This window comes from Streptomyces anulatus (assembly GCF_000721175.1).
GTDB lineage: Bacteria > Actinomycetota > Actinomycetes > Streptomycetales > Streptomycetaceae > Streptomyces > Streptomyces anulatus_C.
Window position 1 is genome coordinate 355,924 of record NZ_JOEZ01000001.1, and the last position, 22,675, is coordinate 378,598.

Genomic DNA, 22,675 nt, shown 5'->3' on the forward strand with positions numbered 1-22,675 from the left:
CTCGATCCTCCACGGTGGGCGGTGGCGAGCCGCCCTGCGCCCCCTCGTTAGGCTCCACGCTCATGGAAACCAGGGGCGGGGACGCGTTCGCGTCGGACACGGACACCGGCACGGGAGCGGACGTGGTGTTCGTCTACCGGCCGGCGGTCGAGGACTTCGAAGAGGCGCTTCGTGCGCGTGCGTTGCGGACATGGGCGGGGCGGCTGCAGGCGATGACGGTGCCGGTGGCGTCGGTCGGTGCTCTGGCTGTTCTCGGGGTGGTCGTCGGTATGTCGGCACCCGTGCTGAGCGTCGCGCTCGTGCTCTGTGCGGCCATCGTGTCCTGGGGCACCCTGCGGGCGCTGCGCACCCAGGCCCGACAGCTGTTCAGCGTGGTGGAGCCGTACGGGCAGTGCCGCATGGTGGCCGATGAGCGCGGCGCGGTCAGTACCGGCGAGCGGGTGTCCTTCACGTTCGAGTGGGCGGTGCACCGGGGGTATCTGGAGACCGCCAGCCTCTTCGTGCTGCTCGGCGGTGAGCGCTCGGCCGGTATCGCGGTGCTGCCGAAGAGGGGCGCCCAGGGCCCTGAGGACGTGGAGCGCCTCAGGGGGATCCTGGACCGGAACCTCACGCCGCTTCAGCGGCAGCGGCTGTAGCGCCCGCCCGCGCCGGCGTCGTCGTGGTCCGGCGGCGGCGGGTCGGCAGGCCCAGGGTCGGGTTGGCGACGCCCCAGGCCGCGCCCTTGCAGACCAGTTCCTTGTAGAAGGCGGCCAGGCGGCCGGTGAGGGCTGCGCTGACGGCCCGGTCGTCGGCGGTGACGTACTGGATCAGGCCCTCCTTGCGGCCGAGGGAGACGCACTGGTTGAAGTAGCGGGCCGAGATCGTCGGGAGCTTGCCGCCGGTGAGGCGGGCCGCGATGGCGTCGGCGGCCTGCCAGGCGGTGGGGACGCCCGAGGCGCACGACATGCGCAGCGGCTTGTCGCCGGGGCCTGCCGCCAGGGCCGCGTCGCCGATGGCGTACACGTCCGGGTGCGAGGTCGAGCGCATGGTGGCGTCAACCATGATCTGGCCGTTGCCGGCGGTCTCCAACGCGGTGGCGCGGGCGATGGGGTGGACGGCGAAGCCGGTCGTCCAGACCGTGATCGCGGCCGGGATGTCGCCCTCGGTGGTGGTGACGCGGCCGGCCTCCACGGCGGTGACGGCGGTGTGTTCGTGTGCGGTGATCCGCAGGCCGGTGAAGACCTTCCGCAGGTGGCGGGCGCCCTTGGGGGAGAGCCAGTCGCCCAGTCCGCCCCGGGCGACCAGGGCCACGTCGAGGTCCGGGCGGGTCTCGGCGATCTCCGTGGCGGCCTCCACGCCGGTGAGGCCGCCGCCGACGACGACCACGGGTCCGCCGGGGGCGAGCGCGGCCAGGCGGTCGCGCAGGCGCTGGGCCCCGGGGCGGCCGGCGATCTCGTGGGCGTGCTCGGCGGTGCCGGGGACGCCCTGGGTGTTCCAGGCGCTGCCGAGGGCGTACACGAGGGTGTCGTACTCCAGGTCTTCCGGCTCCCCGGCTCCGTCCGGGGCGGTGACGGTCACCGTTCGGCGGTCGACGTCGATCCCGGTGACCTTCGCGAGCTTCAGCCGGACGCCCGTGCCGGCGAACATCTCGCGGAAGGGCCGGGGGCGGAGGTCCTGGCCCGCCGCCAGCTGGTGCATCCGGACGCGCTCGACGAAGTCCGGTTCGGTGTTGACGAGGGTGAGGGAGACGTCCTCGCTCCGCAGCCGCCTGGCGAGGCGTCCGACGGCAGTCGCTCCGGTGTAACCGGCTCCGATGACGATGATGCGGTGCTGCTGCATGTCCTGGCTCCTGTCTCACGAGGTTTCGCCCCTTGAACCGGGCAGCCCGTCGTTTCCTGACAGGCGGGCGATGTGACGTGCGACACAGGGGGTCAGAAGGCGTGGAACAGGGGTTCCCCGTGGTCCGTGGCCGCCCAGCGCTCATTCGCGCGTTCGAGCTTGTCGGGGTTGACCTGGCTGCGGATGGCGGTGATGCCGTCCGCGGTGATCTCCAGGCAGGTGACGCCGATGAGGCGCCCGTCGACGACCGCGACGACGGCGGGGCCGCCGTTGGCGGTCGTGATGTGGATCTCGGCGGTGCCGCCGGTGATGGCCTGCTTGGCTTTGCCGGGGGTGAACAGGCCCCGCATGAACTTCGCGACGGCGAGGGCGCCTTCGAACGCCTTCGCGCGGGCCGGCACCTTGCCGCCGCCGTCGCCGATCGCGACGGCGTCAGCGGTGAGCAGCCGGACGAGCGGTTCGGTCCGGCCGCTGGTGGCGGCCGTGAGGAACTCCTCGACGATCCGCCGGGTGGCGGCCTCGTCGATCTCGGTACGGGCCCGGCCCTCCGCGATGTGCTTCTTGGCGCGGTGGAAGATCTGCTGGCCGGCGGCCTCGGTGATGTCGAGGATCTCCGCGATCCTGCGGTGCGGGTAGCCGAAGGCCTCCCGCAGCACGTACACCACCCGCTCGTTGGGTGACAGCCGCTCCATGAGGGTGAGGACGGCGTACGAGACCGACTCGCGCTGCTCGACGGTGTCTGCGGGGCCGAGCATCGGGTCCCCGGCCAGCAGCGGCTCGGGCAGCCACTGGCCCACATAGGTCTCGCGCCGGGCGCGCGCCGAGGTGAGCTGGTTGAGGCAGAGGTTCGTGAGGACCTTCGTCAGCCAGGCCTCGGGGACCTCGATGCGCTCGATGTCGGCGGCCTGCCAGCGCAGGAACGTGTCCTGCACGGCGTCCTCGGCATCGCTCGCGGAACCGAGGAGACGGTAGGCGATCGCCTTCAGACGGGGCATGGAAGCCTCGAACAGGTCCATCTGGTTCCCGGTCAGCGCCATGGCCCGGATCCTACGCTCGCGGGGTGCGCGAAGCCCCGGTGCCTGCGGGGGCCGGGGCACCGTTCTGAACCGTCAGATCCATACCGTCAGGAGGGAGGGGGCCGATGGATGGCTCGGCGGCGGATGTGGCGCACGGGGTGATCCTGGGACGGGAGGGCCGCTGGTCGCCGTTGTCGGCGGCCAGTCGTGGCGCCGGACGCGGACGGCGACGGGGTCGCCTGCGAGCCGGACCCCCGTTGAGCCGGTGCGTGGCGCGTAGCAGGGTTACGGGGCGTGGGCGCCGGCCGCATCAGTGCGGGCTGCCGGGGTGGCCGTAGCCTTCACGGAGACCTGAGGGTCGGTCTGTGCGGAGTGCGACGGAGAGAGCGGAGTTCGGGTGGCCTTCGGGTGGCGGTGTACCGGGGTCGCATGGCCGGGCGATGTACCGCGACTGGGGTGGAGCAAGGGCCGGGAGCGACGGGCGAGTGTCCTCGCCCACGGGGCCGGGCTCGGCTTCCGCGCGGTGGGGGAGCGGCACTGCGTGGGGGCCCGGGGGAACGTGTGTCCTGTGGCGGCGGTGGTGCCCGTACGCAGCACCGGGGCTCGGTGCCCGGAGTGCGCCCGGCTGGACCGGGCCCACTCGGTGGCCGCCGACACGCTGCTGGACGACCCGCGTACGTACCGCGTGTACCTCGCCTGGTTCGGGCCCGGCATGGTCAAGGTCGGGATCACCCGGGAGGAGCGGGACGCCGCACGGCTGCGGGAGCAGGGGGCCGTGGCGTTCACCTGGCTGGGGCGCGGACCTCTGATGGCCGCCCGGCGGACCGAGGAGGTGCTGCGGGCCGCCCTCGGGGTGCCGGACCGGATCCCGTACGCCAGGAAGCGGGCCGTGCGCGGGCGACTCCCCGGTGTGGAGGAGCGGTTCGCCGAGGTGGCGGAGTTGTACGGGCGGGCCGCGGAGCTGGAGGGGCACGGGTGGCCCGAGTCGTTGGAGCGGGTACCTCTGGACGTCGTCGATCATGGCGGGATCTTCGGGCTGGACCGTTCGGCCGCTGCCACGCGGTCGGTGCGTGAGCTGGTCGACGGGGGCGTTGTGGCGGGGCGGTTGGTGGCTGCCGCCGGACCCGATCTCCACCTTGCCGTGGACGGGGGCGGCGTGGTCGTGCTGGACACGCGGCTGATCACCGGCTGGGAGCTCGCCGCCGTAGGTCCGACAGCAGCGAACGATGTGCGTGTCCCCCTCATCGACATCGGCGGCGGCGGTGTGCAGGGTGGGTTGTTCTGACCGTCGACCGAGGGAGTGCGTCCGTGGGGCCGGAGAGCGATGACGTGGTGCGGTTCCGGGAGCGGCTCGGGCTGCCCGGGATCATCGACGTGCACACCCACTTCATGCCCGAGCAGGTCCTGCGCAAGGTGTGGGCCTACTTCGACGCCGTCGGGCCGCTCACGGGTCTTGAGTGGCCGATCACCTATCGGTACGAGGAGGACGCGCGGCTGTCCGTCCTGCGGTCGTTCGGGGTGCTGCGCTTCACCTCCATGCTCTATCCGCACAAGCCCGGCATGGCCCGCTGGCTGAACGGCTGGGCCGCCGGCTTCGCCGCCCGGACCCCCGACTGCCTGCACACCGCGACCCTCTTCCCGGAGGAGGGCGTCGAGGTGTACGTGAAGGAGGCCGTCGAGGCGGGGGCCCGGGTGTTCAAGTCGCACCTCCAGGTGGGTGCGTACGACCCCGGCGATCCGTTGCTGGAGCCGGTCTGGGGGCTGCTCGCGGAGGCCGGGATTCCGGTGGTCATGCACTGCGGGTCGGGGCCCGCGCCGGGGGAGTTCACCGGGCCCGGGCCGGTCGGGCGGCTGCTGGCGCGCCATCCCCGGCTGCGGCTGATCGTGGCGCACATGGGGATGCCGGAGTACGCGGAGTTCCTGGCGCTGGCGGAGGCGTATCCGGAGGTGCGGCTCGATACGACGATGGCGTTCACCGACTTCAGTGAAGGGTTCAGTCCCTTCCCGGTGGCCGAACGGGGGCGGCTCGCCGATCTCGGGGACCGGATCCTGCTGGGGACCGACTTCCCGAACATCCCCTACCCGTACGTCCATCAGCTGGAGGCGCTGGAGCGGCTCGGGCTGGGTGAGGAGTGGTTGCGGGCGGTCTGTCACGGGAACGCTGCCGCGTTGTTCGGGATCCGGGGCTCCTGAAGCCCGCGCCGCTTTCTCAGGCAATTCACAGAAACGGGTCAGGCTTCTCTCACGGGTGCCTCACAGAGTGGTCCCCATGACGACGACGACCTCGCCCCAGGGGCGTACCGAACTGCTCAGGCCGGACCGTACCCCCGTGCGGGTCCTGGTCGTGGACGACGAGGCTCCGCTCACCGAGCTGCTCTCGATGGCGCTGCGGTACGAGGGGTGGGAGGTGCGCAGCGCCGGGGACGGGGCCGGGGCGGTCCGGGCCGCGCGGGACTTCCGGCCGGACGCGGTGGTCCTGGACGTGATGCTCCCGGACATGGACGGGCTGTCCGTGCTGGGCCGGCTGCGTCGCGAGTACGCCGATGTGCCGGTCCTCTTCCTGACCGCCCGGGACGCCGTCGAGGACCGGATCGCCGGGCTCACCGCGGGCGGCGACGACTACGTCACCAAGCCGTTCAGCCTGGAGGAGGTCGTGGCCCGGCTGCGCGGGCTCATCCGCCGTTCGGGCTCGGCCGTCGCGGCCGGGCGGAGCGAGTCCACGCTCGTCGTCGGGGACCTGGTCCTGGACGAGGACAGCCACGAGGTGAGCCGGGGCGGGGACGCGATCCACGTCACGGCCACCGAGTTCGAGCTGCTGCGCTTCCTGATGCGCAATCCGCGCCGGGTCCTCAGCAAGGCGCAGATCCTCGACCGGGTCTGGAACTACGACTTCGGCGGCCAGGCCAACGTCGTCGAGCTCTACATCTCCTACCTCCGCAAGAAGATCGACGCCGGACGCACGCCGATGATCCACACCCGGCGCGGCGCGGGCTACCTGATCAAGCCCGGTGAGTAGGCGGGGGGCCGTGGGGGTGCTGGGCCGGCCGTGGAACCGCGGACCCGGCTCGTCGTGTCGGCCGTGTCCCTGATCGCCGTCGTCGCGGCCGTCATCGGGTCCGTCACCGCGATCGCCTTCCATGCCCACCGCCCCCGGAGAACCGCACCCGGCGGTACGGGTACGGGCACCGGTGACGGTGTGAACCCCGGCTTCGGCGAGGGCATGGGAGGCGACGCGGGCGGCGGGGCTCAGAACCCGGCCGCGTACGTCCAGAAGTCCCGCATCACCTGCGGTGTGGTGGGTCCGTCCATCTCCATCTGGGTGAGCAGGACCGCGACCGTGCCCGTGGACGGGATGACATGGGCCGTGGTGCCGGTGCCGCCGACCCAGCCGTAGCGGCCGAGGACGTTCCACGGGGCCGAGATCTCGACGTCCACCGAGCCACCGAACCCCCAGCCCTGGCCCTCCGTGAACAGTCCGCTCGCCGCGCGCTGCTCCGGGGTCAGGTGGTCGGTGATCATCTGGCGGACCGATTCGGCGGCCAGCACCCGGTGACCGTCGTCGTTCAGGCCGCCGGCGAGCAGCATCCGGCCGAAGGCGTACCAGTCGTCGACGGTCGAGACCAGGCCGGCGGCGCCGGACGGGAAGGGCGGCGGGGCGCTCCACTGCCCGTCCGGGGCGTCCACCAGCTCGGGCTCGCTCCCGCTGTCCGCCCCGGCCCGGTAGTAGCCGGTGAACCGGTCCAGCACGGCGGGCTCCACGGCGAAAGCGGTGTCCGTCATGCCCAGGGGCTCCAGCAGCCGCTCTGCCAGGTACGTGGGCAGCGGGCGGTCGGCGACCCGGGCGACGAGGACGCCGAGGATGTCGGAGCACGTGTTGTAGAGCCAGCCCTCGCCCGGCTGGTGCAGCAACGGGATACGGGACAGCGCGGCCATCCAGGCGTCCGGCGCGAGGACGGCCTGCGGCTGCGGCGGACCCTGTTTCAGCTCCGCGGTCAGCGGGGCGAGGGCCGGGAGCGAGAAGTCGGACGGGAAGCCGTAGCCGGCCCGGAAGGTCAGCAGGTCCAGCAGGGTGATCGGGCGGACCGCCGACACCACGTCGTCGACCGGGCTCCGAGGGGTCCGTACGACCAGCGGTGAGGCCAGCTCGGGGAGCCAGGCCGCCACCGGGTCGGCGGGGGCGATCAGGCCGTCCTCGACGAGCGTCATGGCGGCCGCCGCCACGATCGGCTTGGTGATCGAGGCGAGGCGGAAGAGCGAGTCCCGCCGCATCGGCGCGGACCCGGCGAGGCCGGCCGTGCCGGCCGACACCACCTCGGCCCGTTCGCCCCGGGCGACCAGGGCCACCGCGCCCGGCATCGATCCCCTGGCGATGTGGGTGTCCAGCAGTTCCCGCAGGGTGGTGGTGGTCATGGTCGTCGTCCTTCGTCCGGTACCGCGTGTTCTCTCGGAGCCCTTCGCCCGCCCTCGGGCAGGAAGACGCGCTCCGGCCGCAAAAGGAAGCTTCCCAGCCGAAGTCGCCGAAGAAGGGGACTCCCGAACCGCCCCGGACTCATCGGGCCCGGACTCAACGGGCCTTGACTCATCGGCCCCGCCCCCGTACCGACAGGTCCGCCACCACGGGCCTGTGGTCGGACGCGACGCTCTCCTGCACCCACGCCTTCCGCACCCTGATCCCGCCGTGCGGCCCGTCCTTCGACACCGCCACGTAGTCGATCCGCTTGACCGGGTCCTGCGCCGGGAAGGTGGGCGCACCCGGGTCGGCGTCCGCCAGCTCCCGCCACAGCGGGGCCAGTTCGGGGGCGGCGGGCTCCGCGTTGAAGTCGCCGAGCAGGATCCGCGGGCCCCGGTCCTCGGCCATGATCCGCCGGGTGTCGGCGACCTGGGCGACGCGGACGGCGGGGTCCGGGCGGTAGTCGAGGTGGGTCACGTACACGTGGACGGGCAGCCCCCGCACCCGCACGACGACCTCGCCGAACCCCGGCGCCGGCGCCGGGGCCGGGACCGGGTTCGGGTCCTGGGTCGAGAGGCGGGTGATCTCGTGGTTCTCGGCGCTCAGGATCCGGTGCCGCGACAGCACGGCCACCCCGTACTCCGCCCGGGGCCCGCCCGGTTCGGCCGGATCCAGGCTGTAGATCGGCGCGAAGGAGACGTGCATGCGCAGCCGCCGCGCCAGCTCACCCGCGAGGTCCCGCCACCCGCTGCGGTCGCCCCAGTGCCGGTCGACCTCCTGAAGACCGATCACATCCGCGTCCAGTGAACGGAGTTCGGCGGCCTGACGGTCCAGATCGAAGACGCCGTCCATACCGGACCCGGCGTGGATGTTGTAGGTGGCGACCCGCAGCGGCAACCCCCCGTCGGACAGGGGGCGGGGCGTCGTGGCAGCGGTGGCGGGCGGCGCGATGAGCGCCCCCAGGAGGGATGCGGCGACGAGGAGTTGAGGGAGACGAGGGGTACGGCGACGCAGCGGCATGGCTCTCCAACCGGCCGGATATCACGGCCTTTGTCAGGTCAGCGTCGAGAACCGTACCGCCAGGTCGCCGCGCGGACCCCACCGGCGCGGCCGGTCCGTCAGCGCGGATATTGACTTGTACGTCGTACAGGAGCTGCCTGTACGGTGTACATCGCCAAGTCCCGTACGCCGTACAACTAACCGGAGCGAGCTGTCGCCGCACCGGAGCCCAAGGAGCCCGCATGACGGCGCCCGCCGCAGAGCGACCCGATCCCGCCCCCCAGGGGCATCCGCAGCGCTGGCTGATCCTCGGCGTCATCTGCCTGGCCCAGCTCACGGTGCTGCTCGACAACACCGTCCTCAACGTCGCGATCCCCTCCCTCACCACGGAGCTGCACGCCTCCACCGCCGACGTGCAGTGGATGATCAACGCCTACTCGCTCGTCCAGGCCGGTCTGCTGCTCACCGCGGGCAGCGCCGCCGACCGCTACGGGCGCAAGAAGATGCTGATGGTGGGCCTCGCCCTGTTCGGCATCGGCTCGCTGGTGGCCGGGCTCTCCCAGTCCTCCGGCCAGCTCATCGCCGCCCGCGCCGGGATGGGCGTCGGCGGCGCGCTGCTGCTCACCACCACGCTCGCCGTCGTGGTCCAGATCTTCGACGACGCCGAGCGGGTCAAGGCGATCGGGATCTGGTCGACCGTCAGCTCCCTCGGTTTCGCGGCGGGGCCGCTGTTCGGCGGGTTCGTCCTCGACCACTTCTGGTGGGGCGCGATCTTCCTCATCAACATCCCGGTCGCCCTGATCGCCCTGGCCGCCGTCTTCCGGCTCGTACCGGAGTCGAAGAGCGGCCGGGGGGAGCGGCCCGACCTGCTGGGCGCGCTGCTCTCCACGATCGGCATGAGCGCCGTCGTCTTCGCGATCATCTCCGGACCCGAGCACGGCTGGGCGTCCGGCCGGGTGCTGCTGACGGTGTTCATCGGGGTCGCGGTGATGACCGGCTTCGTCCTGTGGGAGCTCCGCATCCCCCACCCGATGCTCGACATGCACTTCTTCCGGAACCAGAAGTTCATCGGCGCGGTGGCGGGCGCGATCCTGGTCGCCTTCGGCATGGGCGGTTCGCTCTTCCTGCTCACCCAGCACCTGCAGTTCGTGCTCGGATACGGGCCGCTGGAGGCGGGCCTGCGGACGGCTCCGATGGCGCTCACCGTGGTCGCCCTCAACCTGACCGGCCTGGGCGCCCGGCTCGTGCGGAAGGCCGGGACGCCCGTCGTCATCGCGGCGGGGATGAGCTGCCTGGCGGCCGGACTCGCGGCCATCGCGCTGCTCGGACGGCACGGTTACGGCGGCATGCTGCTCGGCCTGGTCGTCATGGGGGCGGGGATCGCCCTGGCGATGCCCGCGATGGCCAACGCCATCATGAGCGCCATCCCACCGGAGAAGGCCGGGGTGGGCGCGGGGGTCAACGGGACGCTCGCGGAGTTCGGCAACGGGCTCGGGGTCGCGGTGCTCGGCGCCGTGATGAACGCCCGGTTCGCCGCGCTCGTGCCGGCCGCCGTCGGCGCCGCATCGCTGCCCGCGGCCCTGGCCGCCGCCGACGGGCCCGCCGCCCGGGAGCAGATCAAGGACGCCTTCGCCTCGGGCCTGGAGGTGAGCCAACTGGCGGGCGCGGTCGCGGTGCTGGCGGGCGGTCTGCTCGCCGCGCTCCTGCTGCGCCGGGCCGAGCGGGCGGAGGCGTCGGCCGCCGGGGCCGCTGCGGGGACGACTGCGGGGGCCACTGCCCCTGCGGCTGCCGACGCGACCGCGGAGGAGACCACCGGGGCGGGGAGCGATGTCCCGGCCGAGCGGGCCGGCCGGCCGGTGAAGGCCGGGGACCGGTCGGACTCGACGGGACCGGCGGCATAGCATCGGACGGGACGCGCGTACCGGACCGTCAGCGTCCGGTACGCCGCCCTTCCGGCAGGACCGGCCCGGTCCCGCCTTCCGGCAGGACAGCTCGGCGGGGCGGTCCGAGCAAGACGAGGAGAGTGCGCCATGGTGTCCGAGACCGACTCCGAGTCCGCGGCCGAGCCCGATTCCGCGTCTGATTCCGCGTCCGGGTCCGGGTCTGACTCCGCGTCCGAGTCCGGGTCCGAGTCCGGGTCCGGGTCCGGGTCCGCGTCCGACTCCGCGTCCGACTCCGACTCCGACTCCGCGTCCGGGGCCGTGTCCGGCCGCGCGGGCAACCCCGCGCGGACCAGCGTATGGCTGGACCGGCGGCCCCCCTCGCGCTCCCGCAGGTCGGAGTCCCCGGCGGGCCTGGACCGCAACCGGATCACCGAGGCGTCGGTGCGGCTGCTGGACGCCGACGGCCTCGCCAAGTTCTCCATGCGCCGGCTCGCCGCCGAGCTGGACGTCACCGCGATGTCCCTCTACTGGTACGTCGACACCAAGGACGACCTCCTGGAACTGGCGCTCGACTCGGTCTACGCCGAGATTGCCCCGCCCCGCGAGGACGCCGACTGGCAGGACCGGCTGCGGGAGCTGGCCCGCAGCTACCGCGAACTCCTCGTACGCCACATCTGGATCTCCCCGCTGGCCGGGACCTTCCTCAACATCGGCCCGAACTCCATGCTGTTCTCGTACGCCGTGCAGGACATCATCCGGGCCACCGGCCTTCCCCTGGAACGGCAGACGGGCGCGCTCTCGGCGGTCTTCCAGTTCGTGTACGGATTCGGCACAGTGGAGGGCCACTTCAAGGCGCGGTGCGACGCGACCGGGCTCACCCAGGACGAGTACCACCAGCAGGCGATGGGCACGATCAGGGCGCAGCCGCACCTGCGGGAGATCACCGAGTACTCCGACGAGATCATGTCGGCCCGGGGCGGGGACACGGTCGAGGAGATGCGCGAGCGGGACTTCGTCTTCGCGCTGGACGTGGTGATCGCGGGCATCGAGACGATGCGCGACCGGACCGGGTCACCGGCGAAGTAGCCGCCCGCGGGGACCGCTCAGCAGCCGCTTCAGTAGCCGCGCCCCACGTCCACCGTCAGCTCGGGCCGCCGGCCCGCCGCCACGGCCTCCCAGCAGGCGGTGAAGTCGGTGACCACGTCCTCGTCGGTGGTGATCCCCGAGGAGTGCGAGGTGATGACCGTACGGGGCAGCCTCCACACCGGGTCCCCGGGTGCGGCCGGTTCCGCCGGCAGCACGTCCAGCACGGCCCGCCGCACCCGGCCGTCCCGCAGCGCGGTCTCCAGCGCCCCCATGTCCACGGTCGCGCCACGCCCCACGTTGACGAACGTCGCCCCGCGCACCGCCGTGAGCCGGGCGGCCCCGAAGAAGCCCTCCGTGGCCCCGGTCAACGGCAGGGTGGAGACCACCCAGCGGGCCTCGGCCAGCGCTTCGGTGTCCTCGGCGGCCCCGATCACACGGTCGAAGCCCGGCACCACCCGGGCGGATCCCGGCTCCGGCCCGCCCCGTGTCGTGCGGGCGACGCCCACGGTGCGTACCCCGCAGGCACCCAGCAGCCGCCCGACCGCGGCGCCGATGCGGCCGGTCCCGTAGATCAGGGCGGTCTGCCCGGCGACGAGCTCGGTGGGGAGGCGCTCCCAGTGCGCGCGGGCGTGCTGGGCGGTGAACTCCGGTACGGACTGGCACTCGGCGAGCATCCAGGCCAGGACGTACTGGGCGATCCGCTCACCCATCCGGCCCACGGTCCGGGTCAGGAGCGCAGGGGCGGGCCAGGGACCGGCGGAGAGCAGCGGGTCGGTTCCGGCGTTGACGCTGTGGAACCAGAGCAGACGGTCCGTCCGCAGGGCGTCGGGCAGCGTCTCGCCCACGCACAGGAGGGGCCGGCCGGACGGCGGCGGCACGTCCGTCAGGGGTTCGGCCGGGCGCCCGGTGATCCGCTCCAGCTCCCGTACGAGACCGCGGTCGAGCGAGGCCGCGACCAGCAGCCGGGCCCGCGCGAGGATGTCGGGCGCGGGCAGCGGGGTGGGGACGGGCGGCCCGCACGCGAGGACCGGGTGGTTCGACCCGGTGTTCCCGGTCATCGCGGGGTCAGCTCCCCGGGGCCAGGTGGGCGGGGAAGCCGCCGGTGGCGACGGGACCCCAGCGCTCCGGGGTGACCCGGATGATCGACTTCCCCTGCTTCACCATCGCCGCCCGGTACTCGTCCCAGTCCGGGTGCTCGCCCGAGATGTTCCGGAAGTACTCGACGAGCGGCTCGACCGAGTCCGGGGCGTCGATGACCTCCGCCGAACCGTCGACCTGCACCCACGGCCCGTCCCACTCGTCTGACAGCACGATCACGCTGACCCGCTCGTCGCGGCGGGCGTTGCGGGTCTTGGCACGCTCGGGGTACGTCGACATGACGATCCGTCCCGAGTCGTCAACGCCGCAGGTCAGCGGGGAGCCCTGGGGGCGGCCGTCGGCCCGGGTGGTGAGCAGGACCGCCCGGTGCCGGGGGCGTACGAACGCCAGCAACTCGTCGAGCTCCACGGCGGTGTTGGTCGCGATGTTCGGTGCCATGCCCACCACCCTACGACCGGGCGCGACGAGGCACTGTCCGACAGTTCCCGTCTGCCGCGCGGCGCCATGCGCGCACTCTCGCAGCACCGGCCCCGGACCCACGTACGTCCCGTACGAGGGCCTGGGGCCGGCACGCCGAGAGCACGGCACCTGACGCCGCGCGGCCGCCCTGCGGGCGACGACGGGAATCGCCGGACACGCCCTAGCCGGGCAGCGCCTCGCCCTGCACCGCCTGGATGTCCAGCTCTACGCGCAGGGTCGTGCCGATCGCGGAGATGCCCGCCTGGAGGACCTGGTTGTAGTTCATCGCGAAGTCGTCGCGGCGCAGTTCGGCGGTGGCGTGGAAGGCCGCGCGCACCCCGCCCCACGGGTCGGGGCCGGTGCCGAGGTAGCTGAGGTCCAGGTCGACGGGGCGGGAGACGCCGTGCATGGACAGCTCGCCGTGCACGGTCCAGCGGTCCGGTCCTGCCGGGACGAGCGAGGTGGAGCCGTAGGTGATCTCCGGGTACCGGTCGACGTCCAGGAAGTCCGGCGAGCGCAGGTGCTTGTCCCGCATGCCGTTCCCGGTGTCGATGCTGGCCGCCCTGATCACCGCGTCGACGCGGGAGCGGGAGACGTCGTTGGCGATCTGGATCCGGCCGCCGAAGTCGGTGAAGCGGCCGTGCACGCTGGAGATCCCCAGGTGCTGGGCGACCGCGGCGACCGAGGAGTGCGCGGGGTCCAGCGACCAGGCGCCCGGCGGCGGCAGCTCCACCCCGCCCTGGCGGGCCAGCACGATCTGGCCGCCCTCGATCCGGCCGCTCGCGGTGACGAGGGCGGTGGAGGCGGCCGGGGCGTACCCGACCGCGGTGACGATCACCGTGTACGCGCCGGCCGTCAGGGAACCGTCCGTGCGGACGGCCCCGTCCTCGTCGGCCGCGGCCCGCAGCACCTGGGCGCCGGTCATGTCGGTGACCGTCACGACGGCGTGCTGGACCGCCCAGCCGTCCCGCGTCCGTACCTGTGCGCGAAGTCCCATCCCGTATCTCTCTCCTAGCTCGATGACCCGCGGCGGCCCGGCCGGCCCGTGGGGCACATGAGTCGGGCCCCAGGGCGGACACGGCAGGCCGTCCCCTGCCTGACGTACCCGCCACCGGGGCCCGTTACCACCCGGTCGCGACAGCCTCTCCGCTGGAAGTGCCGTCCGACCAGGGGTCTTCGCGATCCCTTCACGTGCACCCGCGCATCCCTTCAGGTGCACGCGCCTACCGGAGGGATCGATCACTCACCCGGGTGGGTGAGTTCGATGTCGTGCCCGTCGACTCCCGGACCGCTGACGGTGAGTGATCCGGCCACCGGCGGGTAGCCGGTCGCGATGACCGCGTACTCGCCCGCGTCCAGGTCGGTGAAGGCGTACGCCCCGTCCTCGCCGGTCGTCGCGGTGGCGACCACGTTGCCCGCCGCGTCGATCAGCGTGACCCGTGCGTCGGCCAGCGGGCTCCCGGCGGACCCGGCCCGCACGGTGCCCTGGACCAGCGCACCGGACCGCAGCAAGGCCTCGACGCGGCTGACGCCCCGGCCGCCGATCTCCACCGGCAGGGCCAGCGGGCGGAATCCCGCCGCGTCGACCGCGACCGTCACGGAGCCCGGGATCAGCTCGCCGAAGGCGAAGTCGCCGGCCGGGCCGGACGTGCCGGTGGCCAGCACGTCACCGCGGACGTCCGTCACGATGACCATCGCGCCCTCGACCGGAGCGCCGGACCCGTCGGCCTTGACGGTTCCGGCCAGGCCGCTCGTACCGGACAGCAGGATGTCGAAGGCCAGCGGCTCCTCGCCGACGACCACCGTGGACGCCTGCGGCTGGAAGCCGTCGGCGGAGGCGATCAGCACGTAACTGCCGGAGCCGGGGGCGTCCAGGGTGTAGCCGCCGTCGGGCCGGGCCACGGAGCGCCCGAGCTGCCGGCCGCCCAGCGAGATCAGGGTGACGGCCGCACGGGCGACCGGAGCACCCTCCGCACCGCGCACCACACCGTGGACGGGGGTGCCCCGGCCGGTTTCGTACGGGGATCCGGCGCCGGCCTCGGCCATGTCGGCCGAAGCGACCCCGGCCGCGCCCTCGGAGAGCAGCCCCGCCGCGCCGACGGCGGCGGGCACGGGGACTTCGACCGCCTCGACGGCCGCCGGAGCGACGTCGGGCGTGCCGCCCGCGGTGTCGCTGGCGGCGCTGCTCTTCAGCGCGACCTCCTTGATGAAGACCGTCACGATGAAGGCGACGAGCGCGCACGGAGCGGCGTACAGGAAGACGTCGCCGACGCCGTGCCCGTACGCGGCCTCCATGACCAGGCGCAGGGGCTCGGGCAGCTTGTCCAGGTCGGGGATGCCCCCGCCGCCGGTGGCGCCGCGGCCGAACGCCGCACCCTCCGGGCCGAGGTCGGCGATGCCGTCCTTGACGTAGTGGGTGACCCGGTTGCCCAGGACCGCCCCGAGTGCCGAGACGCCGATCGCACCGCCGAGGGACCGGAAGAAGGTGACGACGGAGCTCGCGGAGCCGAGGTCCTCGGGAGCGACCTGGTTCTGCGTGGCGAGGACCAGGTTCTGCATCATCATGCCGATGCCGAGGCCCATGACGAACATGAAGACCGCGACGTGCCAGTACTCCGTGTCGTACCGGATCGTGCCGAGCATCCCGAGCCCGGCCGTGACCAGGAAGCCGCCGCTGACCAGCCACGCCTTCCAGCGCCCGGTCCTGGTGATGACCTGGCCGGAGACGGTCGAGGAGAGGAAGAGCCCCGCGATCATCGGGATGGTCATGACGCCGGACATCGTCGGCGACTTGCCGCGCGCCAGCTGGAAGTACTGGCTGAAGAAGACGGTGCCCGCGAACATCGCGACGCCGACGAACAGCGAGGCGACCGAGGCCAGCGTGATGGTGCGGTTGCGGAAGAGGTGCAGCGGAATGATCGGTTCGGCGGCGCGCGACTCGACGAGGACGAAGAGCAGCCCGAGCAGGACCGAGCCCGCGACCATCACGTAGGTCTGCCACGACAGCCAGTCGTACTTGTCGCCCGCGAAGGTCACCCAGACCAGCAGCAGGGAGACGGCGGCGCTGATGAGGAACGCGCCGGTCCAGTCGACCTTGACGCCCTCGCGCTTGACGACCGGGAGCTTCAGGGTCTTCTGGAGCACGATCAGGGCGATGATCGCGAACGGCACGCCCACGTAGAAGCACCAGCGCCAGCCCATCCAGCTGGTGTCGGTGATGACGCCGCCGAGCAGCGGACCGCCGACGGTGGCGACGGCGAAGACCGCTCCCAGGTAGCCGCTGTAGCGACCGCGCTCACGCGGGGCGATCATCGCGGCCATCACGATCTGCGCGAGGGCGGAGAGACCGCCGACGCCGATGCCCTGGACGACCCGGCAGGCGATGAGCATGCCGCTGCTGGTCGACAGACCGGCGACGACCGAGCCCAGGACGTAGATGATCAGGGCTATCTGGACCAGCAGCTTCTTGCTGAAGAGGTCCGAGAGCTTGCCCCAGAGCGGGGTGGTGGCGGTCATGGACAGCAGCGAGGCGGTCACGACCCAGGTGTAGGCGCTCTGGCCGCCGCCGAGGTCGGAGATGATCTCGGGCAGGGCGTTGGAGACGACCGTCGACGACAGGATCGCGACGAACATGCCGAGCAGCAGCCCGGTCAGCGCCTCCATGATCTGCCGGTGTGTCATCGGCGTGCCGTCGGATGCACCGGAAGCGGTGGTGCTCCCGTGCCCTCCGTGCTTGGCGTGGCCGCCCCGCACACCGGTGGGTGTGGTCGTAGCCATTGAGTTCCTTATCCGTGCGTATTTGCTTCTGTTACACAGGTGTACGGGTGTGAGCCGCCTCGCCGAGGCGGGTCCTGCACTCGCCGGTGTGGCTTCCGGGGGCGCAGCCGCCGGATCCGCGACAGGCGAAGCTGTCGCGCAGCCGGGACAGCAGCGCGACGAGCCGGCCGACGTCGTCGTCGGACCAGTCCTGGAGGTTGTGGGCGAACACCTCGGTGGTCCGCCGGGTCAGCTCGTCGAGCTGCTCGTGCCCGCCGTGGGTCAGCCGCAGGATGCGGGACCGCTTGTCCGCCGGGTCCGGGGACCGTTCGATCCAGCCGCGATCGGCCACATGGGCCACGTGGCGACTGGTCACCGACATGTCCACGGACAGCAGCTCGGCGAGCCGGCTGATCCTCATCTCGCCGTGCCGGTCCAGCAGGGTCAGCACGGCGGCGGATCCCGCGGGGCACTCGGTGGGCAGCGCGCGGGCGAGCCCCCTCCTGACGGCCCCGACGGCGCTGAGCTGCCGGGCCAGTTCCTCGTAACTACTCCGTGCGGCCACGAGAACCCCCAGCTCGCTCACGACTATGTTGTTGCTTAGGGCAACGATAGAAGCCGTTGGTTGCTACAGGCAAACGAAAACTGCCTTGCAGAAGTAAAGGAAGCCAAAAGCCTCCGTAGGGTCGAGGTCAAGCCCGTTCTCCGCGTCCGCCGCCGCAGGCCGGGCGGGGTGCCGGGCGGCCCCGGGGGTTGGGCCGGGGGCCCGAGTTCGCTAGGGTCCTGCCCCATGGCACACAACCCCCACGCCCCTCAGCCGGGCCCCGAGGGCACCCCCGATCCGGCGGGCAGCACGCAGATGTTCCGCGCCTTCGTCGACGAGGGCGAGCCGCAGCGCCGGCAGCAGCCCGCGGCGACCTCGTCCGGGCCGAGAGCCGGGGTGATCGCGGCGGTGATCGCGGTCGTCGTCGTCCTCGGTGCGGTGGCCTGGCTCGCACTGGGCTGACCCACGACAGCACTGCCGTACGGCAGCACGGCAGTACGACCGTACGACCCGGCCGCACGGGGGACGGGCAGCGGAGCCGCGACCACCGGCCACCGCTCCGCCCCCGGGCGGCCTTCGTACGTTCCGGCCCCGGCCCGGGTCACTCCCGCTCGGCCCTGGTCACCTCCACCCGGCCCCGGGTCACTCCCACACGGCGGAGACGTCCTGTGTCTCGACGCGCATCCCCAGCGGCACCCGCCAGGACTCCACGCAGACGGTGTACGTCTCCGAGCGTGCCGAGCCCGCGCCGATCGGGGCGGGCAGGGGCTGGGACGAGGTGATGGTCGCCCAGTCGACGCCGAGGGCGCCGATGATGTGCGTGGCGAAGGTGACGGTCCCCGACCGTGCCGGGGTGCCGCCGGTGTTGCGGAACTCCACGGTCACCTTCTCGCACCACCGCTTGTCCGCCGCCGCGCGCTGCGGGGCGCTCAGCTTCAGCGCGGCCGGGGTCGCGGGCGGCGAGGGAGGCTTCGGTGTCCCAGGGGCCCCAGGGGTGCCGGGGGTGCCGCCGCCCGGGGCAGGGGCACCGGGCCCGTCGGCGGACGGAGACCCGGACCCGCCGCCCGGCTTCGACGGCTCCGGAGACTTCGGGGGTGTCGAGGGCTTCGCGGAACGTGCGGGACTCCCGCCCGCCCCGTCGGGTGAACCGCCCCCCTGACCGCCCGGTGTCCGCGGACGGGCCCCACCGGGCCCGTCCAGGGCGCGCCCCGGCTCGCTCGCACCCGGGGAGGAGGGCGAGGGCGTACCGCTCCCGCGATCGCCCCGGCCGCTGTTCCCGCCGCTCCCACTCCCGTCGAGGGGGGTGAGCGTCACCTTCCCCGAGGGCTGTCCGTCCCCGCCCGAGGGGCTCTCCGAGCCTTCGGCGGCCGCGCCCACAGCCACGTAACCGTCTCCCGGCCCGCTCCCGCAGCCGGACAGGAGGCCGGCGCCCAGACACAGCGCGGCCGCCGAGGCGGCGATGGCGCTGCCTCGGCGGCCGGTCGGGCCGTGTGCCGGGCGGGTCCGCGGGGTCTGACGTATCCGACGTCGCATCGCGCCAGTGTGTCTGACACTCCGTCAAATCTGAACCCGTGTGCAGAGCCCGTGTGCAGAGCCCGTGTGCAGAGATCGAGATCCTGCCGGTCCGTGCGTCCCGGGCTCAGTCGGCGATGAGCCCTTCCCTGAGCTGTGCGAGCGTGCGGGTCAGCAGGCGGGAGACGTGCATCTGGGAGATGCCGACCTCCTCGCCGATCTGCGACTGCGTCATGTTCGCGAAGAACCGCAGCATGATGATCTGGCGCTCGCGCGGGGCGAGCCTGGCCAGCAGCGGCTTGAGGGACTCGCGGTACTCGACGCCCTCCAGTGCCATGTCCTCGTACCCGAGGCGGTCGGCGAGCGAGCCCTCGCCGCCGTCGTCCTCGGGGGAGGGGGAGTCCAGGGAGGAGGCGGTGTAGGCGTTGCCGACGGCGAGGCCGTCGACCACGTCCTCCTCGGAGACCCCGAGCGCGCGGGCCAGCTCCGGCACGGTCGGCGAGCGGTCGAGCTTCTGCGCGAGCTCGTCGCTGGTCTTGGTCAGCGCGAGCCGCAGCTCCTGGAGGCGGCGGGGGACCCGCACGGACCAGGAGGTGTCGCGGAAGAAGCGCTTGATCTCGCCGACGACGGTGGGCATCGCGAACGTGGGGAACTCCACGCCCCGTTCGCAGTCGAACCGGTCGATCGCCTTGATCAGGCCGATCGTGCCGACCTGGACGATGTCCTCCATCGGTTCGTTGCGGCTGCGGAACCGCGCCGCGGCGTACCGCACCAGCGGGAGGTTCAGCTCGATCAGTGTGTCCCGCACGTAGGTCCGCTCCGGACTGTCCGTTCCCTCGGGGCCCGAGGCGGGGCCGAGCGCGGCTAGCCGCAGGAACAGGGAGCGGGACAGCGTGCGGGTGTCGATGGCTTCCGGCGAGCTGGTGAGCACGGCGGGTGCCGGCACGCTCTTCGTGAGCGTGAGCACCTTCGAGCTGCCCTGTTCTTCGGACATGCCACCCCCTTGAGGTCGCGGACGGTCGCGGTGACCGCGACCATCGGAGGAACGCAGCCTCCACCTGAATACCGGAGGCGGGGCTGCGGCAAACGCGCTTCGAGCAGAATGTCACATGTCGGCAACGCGCTGTAGTGACATGTCGACAAGTCAGCGCCGAATCCGTCCTGGAAACAGAGGGTGTAGGCCTTTTGTGCCGCCAGAACTGCTCTCTGGACGGTCTACCCGTTCCGGCTACGCCTCGATCCTGTTTGCGGATCTCAGTCGGGCGAAACTCCTGGCGAGAAGCCTTGACACGTGCATCTGGGAGACGCCCAGTTCCGCGCTGATCTGAGACTGGGTCAAGTTGCTGTAGTAGCGCAGGAGGAGGATGCGCTGCTCGCGCTCGGGGAGCTGGACGAGGAGGTGCCGGACCAGATCGCGGTGCTCGACGCCCGCGAGCGCGGGGTCCTCGTAGCCGAGCCGGTCGAGGAGTCCGGGCAGCCCGTCGCCCTCCTGGGCCGCCTCCAGGGAGGTGGCGTGGTACGAGCGCCCCGCCTCGATGCAGGCGAGTACCTCGTCCTCGGAGATCTTCAGCCGCTCGGCGATCTCGCCGGTGGTCGGGGACCGGCCGTGAGCGGTCGTCAGGTCCTCGGTCGCGCCGGTGACCTGGACCCACAGCTCGTGCAGCCGACGGGGGACGTGGACGGTGCGCACGTTGTCGCGAAAGTAACGTTTGATCTCGCCGACGACGGTGGGCATCGCGAACGTGGGGAACTGGACCCCGCGCTCCGGATCGAACCGGTCGATGGCGTTGATCAGACCGATCGTGCCGACCTGGACGACGTCCTCCATCGGCTCGTTGCGGCTGCGGAACCGCGCCGCGGCGTACCGCACGAGGGGGAGGTTCGCCTCGATGAGGGCGGCCCGGACCCGGCGGTGCTCCGGAGTGCCCGGCACCAGGTCCTTGAGCTGGCCGAAGAGGGCCTGGGTGAGCGCCCTCGTGTCGGCGCCGCGAGCCCTGGCGGGCCTGTCCGAGGGGTCCGGGGTCTCGGTCTGGACGTCCTCCGTCTGGACGGTCTGGGGAGGCACTTGAGGCGCTGTACTGGCCGGCACGGTGACGCCACCCCTCTGCGGTCAACTACGGTCAACTCATCCGTCAAAAGCGGTCATAGCATCACAAGACATGTCCACCGTGTGCAAGCACCGCATAGTGCCGTGTTGAGGTCATATGGGTTTTAAACGGAACGAAGAAACCCCCCGCCTGAACGGCGAGGGGTCGAGAGAACCGGGGCGAACCGGCGGCGCGGAGGCGTCAGAAGGGGTAGTCGGCGATCACCCAAGTGGCGAATTCGCGCCACTGTCCCGCGGCGGCCTGGTGGGCCGGGTGCTCGATGTACCGCTTGAGCGCGTCCTCGTCGGCGACCGCGGAGTTGATGGCGTAGTCGTACGCGATCGGCCGGTCGGTGATGTTCCAGGCGCACTCCCAGAACTCCAGCTCGGGGACCTGCCCCGCCAGCTCCCGGAAGGCCCGGTCCCCGGCGACGACCCGCGGGTCGTCCCGCTCGACGCCCTCGTTCAGCTTGAAGAGGACCAGATGGCGGATCATCGTTCGTCTCCTACTCCACCAGTTCCGACATGAAGTCACCGACGCTCTGCGCGGCGGTGGAAATGCCTTCGAACCCTACCTGGACCAGTTCGGCGGCCCGCTGCGGAGACATGATGATCGTGTACAGCACGAAGACCACCAACATGTAGATGATGATCGTCTTTGCCTTGGCCACAATCCTGCCTCCCCGTCGACCCCGTGTGCGATCGGGCGATTGTATCCGCACGAATGGCCGTATCCGGTGGCCGTTTCTGATCACTGATGCGCCCTTTAAGGACCTATGTCTCCGCCATCGGGGTCTTTCGGCCGGCCTCACGGCTGCTGCCGCCCGGCAGGATGGACACCGAAAGCCCGAGGGAACCTGGCAGGACCCGGAGGGCCGGAGCAGGGCCTCTCTGTGGGGCCACCGCCGCGCGATACCCCCTGACCGCGACGGACGGGCGGCAGGCCCTGTTCTCACCGGGGGAAGCGGCCTGTCCCCCCGATGCCGCTTCCCCCGACCTGACTGACCCGGAGCGCCCGTCCGCCGTACTTCCTCTGTGCGGCGGACGGGCGTTCTCCTGTCCGCCGTCACCGAAAGGGGAGGGCCGCCGGCAGGGCCTCAGATGTCCCGCAGATCAGTGACCGTGCAGTATCAGTGACCGTGCAGCGAAGGCCAGGGGCTCCCGCGGGCTTCCGGTCCGCGGTCACGAGCTCGGTGCCCAGTGTCTCCGCCAGGGCGGTGTGAGAGGCGTCGCAAGGCCACATGCGGCTCTCGGCCTCAGACGGATCTGAGCAGGTCGCGGAGGTTGGTCATGCGCGCCTTGATGTCGGCGGCCTCGGCGGGGTGGACCGGGTCCACGTCGGCCCCGGGGCGGTGGTCGGTGCGACAGGGGTGGCAGAGGCCGTCGGGGAGGGCTTCCGGGGGGCCGGGGCGTCCGCAGTCGGTGCATTCGATGAGGATGCGGCGGGGTGGGGTGGCGGTGACGGGTCGGGCGTTCTCGGTGGGAAGCCGGGGTGGGATCTTGTCGGTGAGGCGGCGGCGCACGAAGCCGAGAGGGCTGTCGACCCTGGCGGGGAGCCCTGCGGTGAGGGCGCTGGTCAGGTAGTCGGTGGTGACGCCCCGGGCGAGCCATTCCGTCGCCTGTGCTTCGAGGGCGGCGCAGTCGTCGGCGGAGAGGGTGAGCCGGTGGTCGTCGCGGCCGAGGCGGGCCAGGGCGAGGTAGGCGGGGGAAGGGCCGGCTTCGGAGGTGCGGGGCGTCGCGGGGGCCGTGCCCGGGGTGGGCGGAGCGGGCGGCGCGGGCTCGGCGTCCGGTACCGGTCCCCGGTCCCGGGTGCGTTGGTGCGGTACGCCTGTGGGCTCGGTCGCCCGGTCGGTACCGGGGCCCTTCAGGGCGGGCGGCGGCGGGTCCTCGGCCGGGGCCCAGGGAGGCGGGGGCGCTGTCGCGGGGGCCGGGGTGTCCGGTGCGGAGCTGACGGTCCGGAGAGCCTTC

General features: G+C 72.3%; 21 protein-coding genes and 1 pseudogene. 7 read left to right on the forward strand and 15 right to left on the reverse strand.

Annotated features, from left to right (window positions below; all coding sequences use genetic code 11):
- Nucleotides 1-62 precede the first annotated feature (62 nt).
- Nucleotides 63-635 (forward strand): hypothetical protein, encoded by a 573-nt coding sequence (locus IG90_RS0101615; protein ID WP_030576218.1) that lies wholly within the window; start codon nucleotides 63-65, stop codon nucleotides 633-635.
- On the opposite strand, the gene IG90_RS0101620 is transcribed toward IG90_RS0101615, so the two are convergent.
- Nucleotides 607-1,818, reverse strand: a complete 1,212-nt coding sequence (locus tag IG90_RS0101620) for an NAD(P)/FAD-dependent oxidoreductase (RefSeq protein ID WP_030576221.1) — start codon at nucleotides 1,816-1,818, stop codon at nucleotides 607-609. The genes IG90_RS0101615 and IG90_RS0101620 overlap by 29 nt on opposite strands.
- Nucleotides 1,819-1,910: 92 nt before the next feature.
- Nucleotides 1,911-2,855: an RNA polymerase sigma-70 factor gene (locus IG90_RS0101625; protein WP_030576224.1), complete on the reverse strand. Its 945-nt coding sequence runs from the start codon at nucleotides 2,853-2,855 to the stop codon at nucleotides 1,911-1,913.
- 376 nt (nucleotides 2,856-3,231) lie between these two features.
- Between IG90_RS0101625 and IG90_RS0101630 the strand changes: the two genes are divergently transcribed.
- The 3 genes from IG90_RS0101630 (at nucleotide 3,232) to IG90_RS0101640 (ending at nucleotide 5,850) form a co-directional block, all read left to right on the forward strand.
- A complete protein-coding gene (locus IG90_RS0101630) occupies nucleotides 3,232-4,119 on the forward strand; it encodes a DUF2797 domain-containing protein (RefSeq protein WP_030576227.1) in 888 nt (295 codons plus the stop codon).
- A gap of 23 nt (nucleotides 4,120-4,142) precedes the next feature.
- Entirely contained in the window at nucleotides 4,143-5,027 is an 885-nt protein-coding gene (locus IG90_RS0101635; RefSeq protein WP_030576230.1) for an amidohydrolase family protein, read from the forward strand.
- A gap of 76 nt (nucleotides 5,028-5,103) precedes the next feature.
- Nucleotides 5,104-5,850 (forward strand): response regulator transcription factor, encoded by a 747-nt coding sequence (locus IG90_RS0101640; protein WP_030576233.1) that lies wholly within the window; start codon nucleotides 5,104-5,106, stop codon nucleotides 5,848-5,850.
- Between the two features lie 230 nt (nucleotides 5,851-6,080).
- Here IG90_RS0101640 and IG90_RS0101645 read toward each other — a convergent pair whose 3' ends face one another.
- Both IG90_RS0101645 and IG90_RS0101650 read right to left on the reverse strand, forming a co-directional pair.
- Complete coding sequence (locus IG90_RS0101645; protein ID WP_030576236.1) at nucleotides 6,081-7,244, reverse strand: serine hydrolase domain-containing protein; 1,164 nt, start codon at nucleotides 7,242-7,244, stop codon at nucleotides 6,081-6,083.
- 169 nt (nucleotides 7,245-7,413) lie between these two features.
- Complete coding sequence (locus tag IG90_RS0101650) at nucleotides 7,414-8,304, reverse strand: endonuclease/exonuclease/phosphatase family protein (RefSeq protein WP_030576239.1); 891 nt, start codon at nucleotides 8,302-8,304, stop codon at nucleotides 7,414-7,416.
- A gap of 221 nt (nucleotides 8,305-8,525) precedes the next feature.
- On the opposite strand from IG90_RS0101650, the gene IG90_RS0101655 reads away from it, so the two are divergent.
- Nucleotides 8,526-10,184 carry an MFS transporter gene (locus IG90_RS0101655; RefSeq protein ID WP_030576243.1) on the forward strand — a complete coding sequence of 553 codons (1,659 nt, stop codon included), beginning with the start codon at nucleotides 8,526-8,528 and terminating at the stop codon, nucleotides 10,182-10,184.
- 129 nt (nucleotides 10,185-10,313) lie between these two features.
- A complete protein-coding gene (locus IG90_RS0101660) occupies nucleotides 10,314-11,252 on the forward strand; it encodes a TetR/AcrR family transcriptional regulator (protein ID WP_411572600.1) in 939 nt (312 codons plus the stop codon).
- Nucleotides 11,253-11,281: 29 nt separating this feature from the next.
- On the opposite strand, the gene IG90_RS0101665 is transcribed toward IG90_RS0101660, so the two are convergent.
- The 5 genes from IG90_RS0101665 to IG90_RS0101685 form a co-directional block, all read right to left on the reverse strand.
- Nucleotides 11,282-12,310, reverse strand: coding sequence for an NAD(P)-dependent oxidoreductase (locus tag IG90_RS0101665; RefSeq protein WP_078585120.1), 1,029 nt, complete (start codon nucleotides 12,308-12,310; stop codon nucleotides 11,282-11,284).
- A 7-nt stretch (nucleotides 12,311-12,317) separates the two neighbouring features.
- Nucleotides 12,318-12,788 carry a PPOX class F420-dependent oxidoreductase gene (locus tag IG90_RS0101670; RefSeq protein ID WP_030576252.1) on the reverse strand — a complete coding sequence of 157 codons (471 nt, stop codon included), beginning with the start codon at nucleotides 12,786-12,788 and terminating at the stop codon, nucleotides 12,318-12,320.
- 202 nt (nucleotides 12,789-12,990) lie between these two features.
- Entirely contained in the window at nucleotides 12,991-13,806 is an 816-nt protein-coding gene (locus IG90_RS0101675; RefSeq protein ID WP_030576254.1) for a YceI family protein, read from the reverse strand.
- Between the two features lie 242 nt (nucleotides 13,807-14,048).
- On the reverse strand, nucleotides 14,049-16,490 hold the full coding sequence (locus IG90_RS0101680; protein ID WP_459170899.1) for an MFS transporter: 2,442 nt from the start codon (nucleotides 16,488-16,490) through the stop codon (nucleotides 14,049-14,051).
- 127 nt (nucleotides 16,491-16,617) lie between these two features.
- On the reverse strand, nucleotides 16,618-17,130 hold the full coding sequence (locus tag IG90_RS0101685) for a MarR family winged helix-turn-helix transcriptional regulator (protein WP_030576258.1): 513 nt from the start codon (nucleotides 17,128-17,130) through the stop codon (nucleotides 16,618-16,620).
- Between the two features lie 225 nt (nucleotides 17,131-17,355).
- Between IG90_RS0101685 and IG90_RS0101690 the strand changes: the two genes are divergently transcribed.
- Nucleotides 17,356-17,571 (forward strand): hypothetical protein, encoded by a 216-nt coding sequence (locus IG90_RS0101690; protein ID WP_030576260.1) that lies wholly within the window; start codon nucleotides 17,356-17,358, stop codon nucleotides 17,569-17,571.
- 180 nt (nucleotides 17,572-17,751) lie between these two features.
- Here IG90_RS0101690 and IG90_RS41295 read toward each other — a convergent pair whose 3' ends face one another.
- The 6 genes and pseudogenes from IG90_RS41295 to IG90_RS0101720 form a co-directional block, all read right to left on the reverse strand.
- The gene (locus IG90_RS41295; RefSeq protein WP_078585122.1) at nucleotides 17,752-18,642 is read right to left on the reverse strand and encodes a hypothetical protein; all 891 of its coding nucleotides are present in this window, start codon (nucleotides 18,640-18,642) and stop codon (nucleotides 17,752-17,754) included.
- 106 nt (nucleotides 18,643-18,748) lie between these two features.
- Complete coding sequence (locus IG90_RS0101700) at nucleotides 18,749-19,615, reverse strand: RNA polymerase sigma factor SigF (protein WP_030576267.1); 867 nt, start codon at nucleotides 19,613-19,615, stop codon at nucleotides 18,749-18,751.
- Between the two features lie 234 nt (nucleotides 19,616-19,849).
- On the reverse strand, nucleotides 19,850-20,710 hold the full coding sequence (locus tag IG90_RS0101705; protein ID WP_030576270.1) for an RNA polymerase sigma factor SigF: 861 nt from the start codon (nucleotides 20,708-20,710) through the stop codon (nucleotides 19,850-19,852).
- Nucleotides 20,711-20,909: 199 nt separating this feature from the next.
- Nucleotides 20,910-21,203, reverse strand: coding sequence for a Dabb family protein (locus tag IG90_RS0101710; RefSeq protein WP_015610041.1), 294 nt, complete (start codon nucleotides 21,201-21,203; stop codon nucleotides 20,910-20,912).
- A gap of 10 nt (nucleotides 21,204-21,213) precedes the next feature.
- On the reverse strand, nucleotides 21,214-21,378 hold the full coding sequence (locus tag IG90_RS44655) for a hypothetical protein (RefSeq protein WP_164493851.1): 165 nt from the start codon (nucleotides 21,376-21,378) through the stop codon (nucleotides 21,214-21,216).
- 585 nt (nucleotides 21,379-21,963) lie between these two features.
- Nucleotides 21,964-22,675 (reverse strand): annotated as a pseudogene (locus IG90_RS0101720) (MarR family transcriptional regulator); the annotation flags it as partial.